Raw genomic sequence first — 8,331 nt, forward strand, 5'->3', positions numbered from 1 at the left:
GCTTCTTTCAGCCGGTGGAACAGTGCGTCAACAACACTATTTTCCCAGCCCAGAAGCACCTTTCGTCGCTTTAACACACCCGACGGGCCCCACCCTCATGAAAACCCCGGGTTAGCGGACCGGTCCAGTGGCTGCTGGGTGAGGAGTGCGGGAACATGCAGCCACTGGGCATAAGCAAAAAGTGCCAACGGGGGCGCTACCACTAAGTGGAAGAACCGTACTCTGGCAAAGCCATAGGACGAGGGAAGGAGGTATTGTCGCCGTATCTGAACTATGGGTTCCGGTCTGCGATGTGGATTCCGAAGAGGACTTCCAGCGCCTTCGTGTAATCGTCCTGGCGGCCAGCCAAAGCCAGTTCCCTCGCTCGAACGGTTGGCACGTGAAGGAACTGCCTGACGATTCGCCGCAGCGCGGCATTGATCTCTTCGGCAGTAGCGCAACTATGCTGGCGCGTTACTAAGTCCATTTCGGTGTCGAGAAGAGTTTGAATGTGTTGGCGGAGAACGATGATGGCTTGGTCCGCAGTTTTGCTTCGCTCCCGGTCCTGGAATTGTTGTGCTGCCCGCTGAACGAGTTCACGTGCACGAAACAGCGCCTCAGCATCGGCCTTCGGAGCAGCTTGGCGGACTGACTCCAGGTCGATGAGTGTTATGTCCGGCTGGTCCTCGGCTACAACCTCAAAGTCACGGCTAGGGACCAGATCAACGATGGTAAGTGAACGGCGCACGGGACGCTCACCACATGTAAGTTCCGGAACGCCGAAACGGGTTCCGATACCGCTACATCCGATAAGAAGATCAGACGTCGCAACGGCTGAAGCCAGTGCATTTTTGGGAAGGGCGGTTGCTCCTCTGCCCTCGACAAACGCCTCTGCCCTACCCGAACGTGAGAACACCGACACATCCGAACACCCCTTGCTCCGAAGCATATTCAGGACGTAACTGGCGTAGGCACCTGTGCCAAACAAAACAACGGACGCGCCGGTCAGGGGAGGGAAACCTGGCCCATGGGAGGCTAGCTCGAGCGCGACAACCGCAATTGACTTGCTGGAACTGCTCAGTGTGGTGCGCGCACCGACCTCTTTAGCTGTTTTCGCCGTTGCCTCGAACAGACGCACTAAAAGCCCGCTGGCCGTACCTGCATGCTGCGCCGTGGAAAGAGCGCGACGAATCTGTCCGGCAATTTCGCGCTCACCGGCAACGATCGAGTGCAGCCCGGTTCCCACACCGAATAAATGCTCCGTTACCGCCGTCCCCCACACACGCTCAAACAAACAGTCCAAGCTGACCTCGTCTAGTCCGGAACAATGACTGACAGCTGCCAGAATGTCAGAGCACACGGATTCAACGTTTCCTGTTGATCCGGTCTCGCAATAGATCTCGAAGCGGTTGCAGGTGGAGAGAACCACGCAACCTAATACTCCATCACCATTATTTTGGAGAAGCGGAGGTATCAGCGAGGACACAGAGTGAAGCTGGGCCGCCGCGTCACAGTCTAAATCTCGGTATTTCGCAATAAGGGCCAGAAGCCGCAAAGACTTTTCAGTCTGATGAGTAACATCATCCTCCATCAGCGACATTTCTGACATTATTGGCCCCCAAATAACTCGATGACGCGGACCCTATGATTTTCGATCAGTATCAACCTAGAGACAGGATGATAGGCGAACCTTGAGGAAATCTTGGAGTAGCCAGCGATCGAGAACGGCCCCAGAAGAACGCGTTCCCCTTGATTGTCCATCGCGGCGCCTTCTCTGGATCCTTCGACCGGATCAGGGATTTTTTCAGGGATAAGAGCGGGCGACTTCCGTTTCCAGCGCTAACCTAAACAACCGCAAGTCCCCTATTCCAGCAGCACTCCTCATCCAAGGCAGTGACTGTAGGCGCAGCACTTCGATGACCAGGATCGCGCCAGAGTCGGCGTCATCCGTCCGAGGTCAGCAAGGGCAATATCCTCCGGATCCAACTCGGTTGCAATGCCCGCAGCCGGGGCCGGATACCCAGTGAGATCGCGAAGCTCATCGGATCAATAGTTCGCAGTAGACCCTCGGGGCCCAAATAATTTGTCCTGCGCACTGGACCACGGGCTGGTGACATCCCCAAAGCCAGGGAATGGACCACAATCCGGGGCAAGTCCCCTCCCGTCTCCAGTGAAATATTCTCTATTTTCGCAGCGTTGCGACAAGTACAACCAAACTTGAGATAGCGTTCGGCCCGTAGTCAGTCACTGAGCGGGTGGTCACCTAGTGCTTCGCGTAGAAGGGGCAGTAGGACGTCCCCGTCAGCTCCATGGAGAACGGGTACTCCGTTCACGGTCTCTGCCCTTCCATCCGGTTCGGATGGTCCAGCTGGTCGGACTTGGCGCAACGCTATAGCGGCAATGCGGTCGGGGTGCGCTTTGGCTAGGTCGCGGTACAGTTTTGGGTCGTGTTCGCCGTCGTCACCGACCAGAACCCATGTGATGTGGGGGAAGTCTTCCAAGAGGCGGGCGAGGGATGATGATTTATGTTTCTGGCCGTCCCGGAACCACCGGTGGGGGGTAATCCCCCAATCGGTCATCAGGATCGCACCGGCGGGAAAGTCGTTCCTGGCCAAGAAGCGCGTCACGGGGCCCACGAAATTCCACGGCCCGTTACTCAAGTAGACCACTCCTGGCTCGTTCTGATCTTCGACGGCGGTTTCAAGTAGACGGGCCATGCCGGGAACCATCTGCCGGGTCGAGCTGGAGCCGCGCAAGGTTCTCCAGGCCGCTCGGGCTGGATGGGAAATGCCGGTCACCCATGCGGTGTCATCAATGTCGCAGACCACTCCTCGGGATGGCTCCGGGCTCACGACGTGGACATCAGCTGGGACCGGGTCACGGCCCGCCGATGTGAGAAGCGCGGTGGCCGTCCCAGCCTCGAGAGAGCCATCTAACTTCAGCTGCGCGTCGATGATGCCAGCCTCGTCGCTGGTTACCACTGTGGTGACACCGCCGAGTTCAATCGATACTTCAGTTCCGGGACTTTCTAGGGTGAGGAGGCGCCGCCACCCCGAGATGCCGCGGCGTGCAGCAGGATCAACCGATGCTGGTGCGAGAACCACACGTCCCAGCACCCGGGCATGATCGGCACTCGAGTAGCCCGAGTACGGAATGATGGCCGGGGTCCAGCCTTGGCGGGTCGCCCGACGGGCCAGTCGGTCCCGGATTCCAGTCTCGGTGCGGTATGCGACGGCAACCGCAGTTTGGCGTGATCGGCTCAGTGCAGCTTTAGGAGAAGGCATCCGAAAATGTTACCCCTAAAGACGAAGCTAGTCTCGTCCCCCTACCTAATGTAGCCACCGTTCGGAAGCACGTAGCCCATTATGCCGATAAGACCTGATACGTCTACAGGAATCAGCGGAGTCGCGGGTCCCTGAACATTTTTGGGTGGAGAACGTATTGTCTTGATTTGTACGACGCGGCATGGGCCGGATTCTCTTGATCAATTACAGTCGACCCCTGGATTACGTCTTGGTTCATCACCTCTAGACAAGGGCGGAATCTGAAGCCGCCTTCACCCCCCAATGAAGACGATCCGTACCAGACCCCCAAAGCTGACACTCACCGGTCCTTAACGCGCCCCATACGTATTGGTCCGACCTCTCCCACAGTAGACCCGGCACACGCCCATCAACAGGGTCTTAAGCCCCGGGCGACCATCGGGCCCGACTCGCGGAGTCAGAATTGGATTGCGCTCTACCACTTCGGTCAGATTCCGGGATTGACCCCGGAATCACGGAACTGGTATGCCGCAACAGCGGTTAAGTACCGAGGTCTTGGCGAATGCGGGGGCTCAACCGCTACAGAGCCGCTCTCAGCCATAGTGGCCATGCTGAAGAGCTGTCCGCATCCCGCCAGCCCCGTACAAACCACTCAGGGCAAAACACCCGAGGCTGCGCTACGACGATAAGGCCACATCAATAAACTTTCTCCGAAGTCATGTACCTTCACCACCACTCCACCATGAACTAGTAAGAAAGCCCACCAAGGGCTACAGAAGAGAAAGGAGACGAGCCGTCACGGGAAGATTGCAACCACCCACCGAAACAGGAACACCCTGTTCACCATCTGAGCCGGTTTGTGCACAGTCAGAGAGCAAAACAGCCTCTGACAAGGGGAAACGTGTGCCCGAAGTGGGACTTGAACCGGCTTTCACCCCTTGCAAACACTGGCCTCCCCCGAAAACCTCCCCAAACCGGCCCAGTCCGGCACAGATCCGCCCCAGTCCGACCCCCAAGGTGTGCACAATGTGCACACCCCCTTTTCGTGCCCTGTTGTTGCCACACCTGCTCGGCTCCGCCGCCCTCGCCGAAGACGTATTTCCTGTCCCGAAGGTTTGAACAGCCCGAGAAGACAGGCGGTCCCGATATGCGACGAAGGCTCGGGTGACGCCCAGACCGATACAACGATGCGCAAGCTCTGAAGCGGTGAGAGTCATGATGGACGGGCCTCCTTTCTCAAATATCTCATCGAAAAAACGACTAAAGCGCACATGACTGATGCGTGCAACGTCGATAGATCGAATTTGACTAGTAATTCGAGGTAGATACGGAGAGCGAAGGACCAACACGACCTTCCCCGCGTGGATTAGACAGACTAATTTGGACATTCGAGGACGCTTCTCCGCCCAGGCAGCCATCTGCCCGACATCTTGTGCGGGCCATCCCCGCCACAGTCTTAGACTCTTCATGACAGCGGTATTGCTGTTGGTCAGGGCTTGGTGTCGCGTGGAGGACCCCTCACCGGACAGTGTCTGTTCCAACGGATTAGAGCTCTCGAACGTTGAGCATCGATCTAACCTGAAGCTTCCGTCGTAAAGAGGTTCTTTCAAGGCCGTCGACGACCACCGCAGCGCCGATCCAGGCCGCACCACTCATCTCGACGAGCGAATGGCATGCCTCGGCCTGAGCGCCGGTGGCAATCCAGTCATCCACGAAGAGGACCCTGTCCCCCGCCTTCAACAATGAGCGGCGCAGCCCGAGTCGCAAGCTTCGGTTGAGGTAATCAGGTCCAGTCGACGTCTCCCACCAAGCATCGCTGTCGGACGCTCGCCCAGGATCCTTGCGAACTTCCGCGAACCCAATACCTAAATGCTGCGCCGTTAGAACCCCAAGTAAGCTCCCATGAGACTCGGTACCCATGACGACCGTCGGTGTCGAGCCAGGGAAAAGCGCCGTGAGACCCGGTCCGAGCGACGAAAGCGTTTCTGGACTACGCCACCATCCAGTGACATCAGCCCTAAAGTCTGGATCGGTTCTATCCCCCAGCCATCGAAAAGACTGAAGAAGACGATCCCGCATTTCAGATTCTTTCCGCATGCATCAATCCTCGCAACAGGACCGGAACTATCCGCGCAAGACCGGGAGGCTGCGTCGCTCAAAGATTCTCTTGCGGGACGCCTTCGCCGCGTTAGCGATTCAATCTAGGCACCGAGTGATCGCCGCATGGCGACACGGGGCCAGAGGCTGACCTCTTGGTGTGGGAGGTCCGGGGCTGCGATGTCGCTTGGCCAATCCTTGCCAAAAGACCTCAACCCGGGTTTAAACCTGCAGCTCTCCCACCGTAGATGTCCGATGATTGGGTGATCCCCAACCATCCAACGGTCAAGTCCCTGGTAGTGGTGTAGCCGATCGTGGTCTGTGATGTCCCGAGACTTCACATGTGGGGTCCGGCGTTTTCATCAATGAGTGGTTTTCTCGAACCGGCCTGCGAAGGGGAAAAGCGAATGCGTTCAGCGCCGGTTTCCACCTGATCACCCAGCGTGCTCTGCCGCCGCCGGTGGGGTCAAGAGACCTGGTCGCAAGGTAGAGGCGCTACAGCGCCGCGGTCTCTTTGGGGAAGTGTCCGCGGGCTCTGATGGCCCGGCGGCGGTCGAAGGCCGCTCCAGCAGGCCTTCAAGGCCTAGCTGACCGACCGGCCGCAGGCCTGGCGGGACAAGGTCGAGGTAGTCGCCATGGATGGGTTCACCGGCGTCAAGACCGCCGCGTCCGAGGAAACTCCCGGACGCGGTCCCGGTCATGGACCCGTTCCACGTCATCCGGCTCGCCGGCGACGGGCTGGACCGGTGCCGGCAACGGGTTCAACAGGCCACAACAGGGGATCGGGGTCGTGCCGGTGACCCGCTCTACCGGGCCCGGCGGACACTGCATACCGGCGCTGACCTGCTCACTGAGAAGCAGCAAGCCCGACTCACCACAGTGTTCGCGGTCGAGGAGCACGTCGAGGTCGAAGCAACGTGGGGCATCTATCAACGGATCGTCGCCGCGTACCGGGAACCAAATAAGGCCCGCGGCAAGAAGATGATGCAAGCCCTCATCGACTCCGTCGCGGCCGGCGCGCCCGCCACCTTGACGGAGATCCGCAAGCTCGGCCGGACCCTGAAGCAGCGTGCCGCTGACGTGCTCGCCTTCTTCGACTGCCCCGGCACCAGCAACGGCCCGACCGAGGCCATCAACGGACGCCTCGAACACCTTCGCGGCTCCGCCCTCGGATTCCGGAACCTCACCCACTACATCGCCCGGTCACTCCTAGAATCCGGCGGCTTCAGACCACGGCTACACCCTCAATTACGATGAGCCCCTTATGTGCACCTACGACGACTGTCGGCACCTACCCCAAGCGCCGCCGTCGTACTTTTCAGTACAGACGCCGGCGCTAGGGGGTAGTGATCCGTTGTGTTCGCTTGAGGAGGCAGTCGGTCGGGAGCTGGGGGTAGTGGTGTCGCTGATGCGGGTTTAGAACTGGGCCCGGCGGGCCTCGGCGTCCTTTCGATTTAGCTCAACAAAGCGGACCTTGGGCAGGCCCACGGACTCAGGCATGCCGGGCAGAACCTCGCCGCGGAGCGTGGCCTGCGACGTCTCCCGCATGCACAGGATGCTCACGAGGCCGATGACACCGGCAACCGCCATGTACCACCCGGGAACCAGCTGGTTTCCGGTGGTTTCGATCAGCTGGTTCGCAACGGTTTGCGATGGTCCGGCGAAGAACGCGGTAGAGAAGTTATACGCGATGGCGAAACCCGTGTAGCGCACCGCCGTGGGGAAGAGCGCCGGGAGCGTCGAGGACACCGATGCCACCAAAATCACCAGCAGGAGACCCAGCACGGCCAGACCGAGAAACTGCAGGACCAGGTTTGGCAGGCCCAGCAGCATGACCAACGGCACGGACAACAGCGCGAACCCGGACGCGGCCACCAGCAGCAACGGCTTGCGGCCCACCCTGTCGGACAGCGCGCCGACCGGGGGAATGGCCACCAGCATCAGGGCCATGATGGCCACCAGCATCCAGTTCCCCTGGGCTGTGCTGTGCCCCAACTGGCCGCTCAGGTAAGTGGGCATGTAGCCCAGGATCAGGTAAAACGCCACGTTCAGCAGCACCACGAATCCAGCCAAGACCAGCAGCTGCCGCCAGTGGTGCTTGAAGACGTGCCGCAGCGGCGACCGCATCGTTTCCTTGTGCTGCGATGCTTCGGAGAACACCGGTGCTTCCACCAGCCTGGTTCGGATCCACAGCGCCGTCAGGCCCAGCGGAATGGTCAGCAGGAACGGCAGGCGCCACCAGCCGTCCTCCATGCCCTGGTCACCCACAATGGTGATGAGTGAGGTGCAGACGATGGCGGCAAGGATGAACCCCACTGTGGTGCCGAACTCCAGGAAGGAGCCCAGGAAACCACGACGGCGGTCGGGAGCGGATTCTGCCATATAGACGGCGGCGCCCCCGTATTCACCGCCCGCGGAAAAGCCCTGCACCAGCCTGCAGGCGAGCAGCAGCAACGGAGCAGCGAGTCCCGCCGTCTCCAGCGTTGGCAGCAGGCCGATGGAACCGGTGGCCACGGTCATCAGCAGGACGGTGAGGACCATCACCTTCTGGCGGCCCACTTTGTCCCCCAACGGCCCGAGGATGATGCCGCCCAGCGGACGCACGAGGAAGGACAGCGCCAGGGTAGCGAGGGTCAGGGTGACGCCGAGTCCGCCGTCGCCCTCTACCGACCCGAAAAAGTTCCTGGCCATGTAAATGGTGAGATAGCCGTAGACGCCGTAATCGAACCATTCCACGGCGTTGCCCAAGGCGGAGCCGAGGATGGAACGGTGGAGGGTGCGTTTGCCCTCCGAGGTAGTGGGTTCCGACCCCGGCGCGCTGGGCGTTCCGGGGTCGCTGTCGTGCAGGGGCTGTGTGTTGGTCATCTTTAAGGCTTTCTTGTTCAGGCCCCAGTCGTGGCGGGCACGGCTCCGGTGACGGCGCCGACGGCGTTTTCGAAGCGTTCGAGGCCGGTGGTGATTTCGTTGGCGGTGACGACGAGGGCGGGGATGA

4 protein-coding genes and 2 pseudogenes are annotated in these 8,331 nt (G+C 60.1%); 1 reads left to right on the top strand and 5 read right to left on the bottom strand.

Annotated elements, in window-relative coordinates:
- Positions 1–271: 271 nt before the first annotated feature.
- The 4 genes and pseudogenes from ACX80T_RS16160 to ACX80T_RS16175 all read right to left on the bottom strand — a co-directional run.
- On the bottom strand, positions 272–1,579 hold the full coding sequence (locus ACX80T_RS16160) for a glutamyl-tRNA reductase (RefSeq protein ID WP_162148053.1): 1,308 nt from the start codon (positions 1,577–1,579) through the stop codon (positions 272–274).
- A gap of 640 nt (positions 1,580–2,219) precedes the next feature.
- Positions 2,220–3,263, bottom strand: coding sequence for an App1 family protein (locus tag ACX80T_RS16165; protein ID WP_024476921.1), 1,044 nt, complete (start codon positions 3,261–3,263; stop codon positions 2,220–2,222).
- A gap of 1,524 nt (positions 3,264–4,787) precedes the next feature.
- Entirely contained in the window at positions 4,788–5,339 is a 552-nt protein-coding gene (locus ACX80T_RS16170) for a phosphoribosyltransferase family protein (protein ID WP_459304925.1), read from the bottom strand.
- A 402-nt stretch (positions 5,340–5,741) separates the two neighbouring features.
- Positions 5,742–5,888: pseudogene (locus ACX80T_RS16175) on the bottom strand (IS256 family transposase); the annotation flags it as partial.
- A 38-nt stretch (positions 5,889–5,926) separates the two neighbouring features.
- On the opposite strand from ACX80T_RS16175, the pseudogene ACX80T_RS16180 reads away from it, so the two are divergent.
- Positions 5,927–6,596 (top strand): annotated as a pseudogene (locus ACX80T_RS16180) (ISL3 family transposase); the annotation flags it as partial.
- A 159-nt stretch (positions 6,597–6,755) separates the two neighbouring features.
- On the opposite strand, the gene ACX80T_RS16185 reads toward ACX80T_RS16180, so the two are convergent.
- Entirely contained in the window at positions 6,756–8,204 is a 1,449-nt protein-coding gene (locus ACX80T_RS16185; protein WP_019483913.1) for an MFS transporter, read from the bottom strand.
- Between the last annotated feature and the right edge of the window lie 127 nt (positions 8,205–8,331).

The sequence above is a fragment of the Arthrobacter sp. Sr33 genome, from assembly GCF_054511195.1.

What these genes read in the sequence shown, in the direction of transcription:
- ACX80T_RS16165 (WP_024476921.1), bottom strand. Translation starts at nt 3,263, where the DNA reads ATGCCTTCTCCTAAAGCTGCACTGAGCCGATCACGCCAAACTGCGGTT.
- ACX80T_RS16185 (WP_019483913.1), bottom strand. Translation starts at nt 8,204, where the DNA reads ATGACCAACACACAGCCCCTGCACGACAGCGACCCCGGAACGCCCAGC.
- ACX80T_RS16160 (WP_162148053.1), bottom strand. Translation starts at nt 1,579, where the DNA reads ATGTCGCTGATGGAGGATGATGTTACTCATCAGACTGAAAAGTCTTTG.
- ACX80T_RS16170 (WP_459304925.1), bottom strand. Translation starts at nt 5,339, where the DNA reads ATGCGGAAAGAATCTGAAATGCGGGATCGTCTTCTTCAGTCTTTTCGA.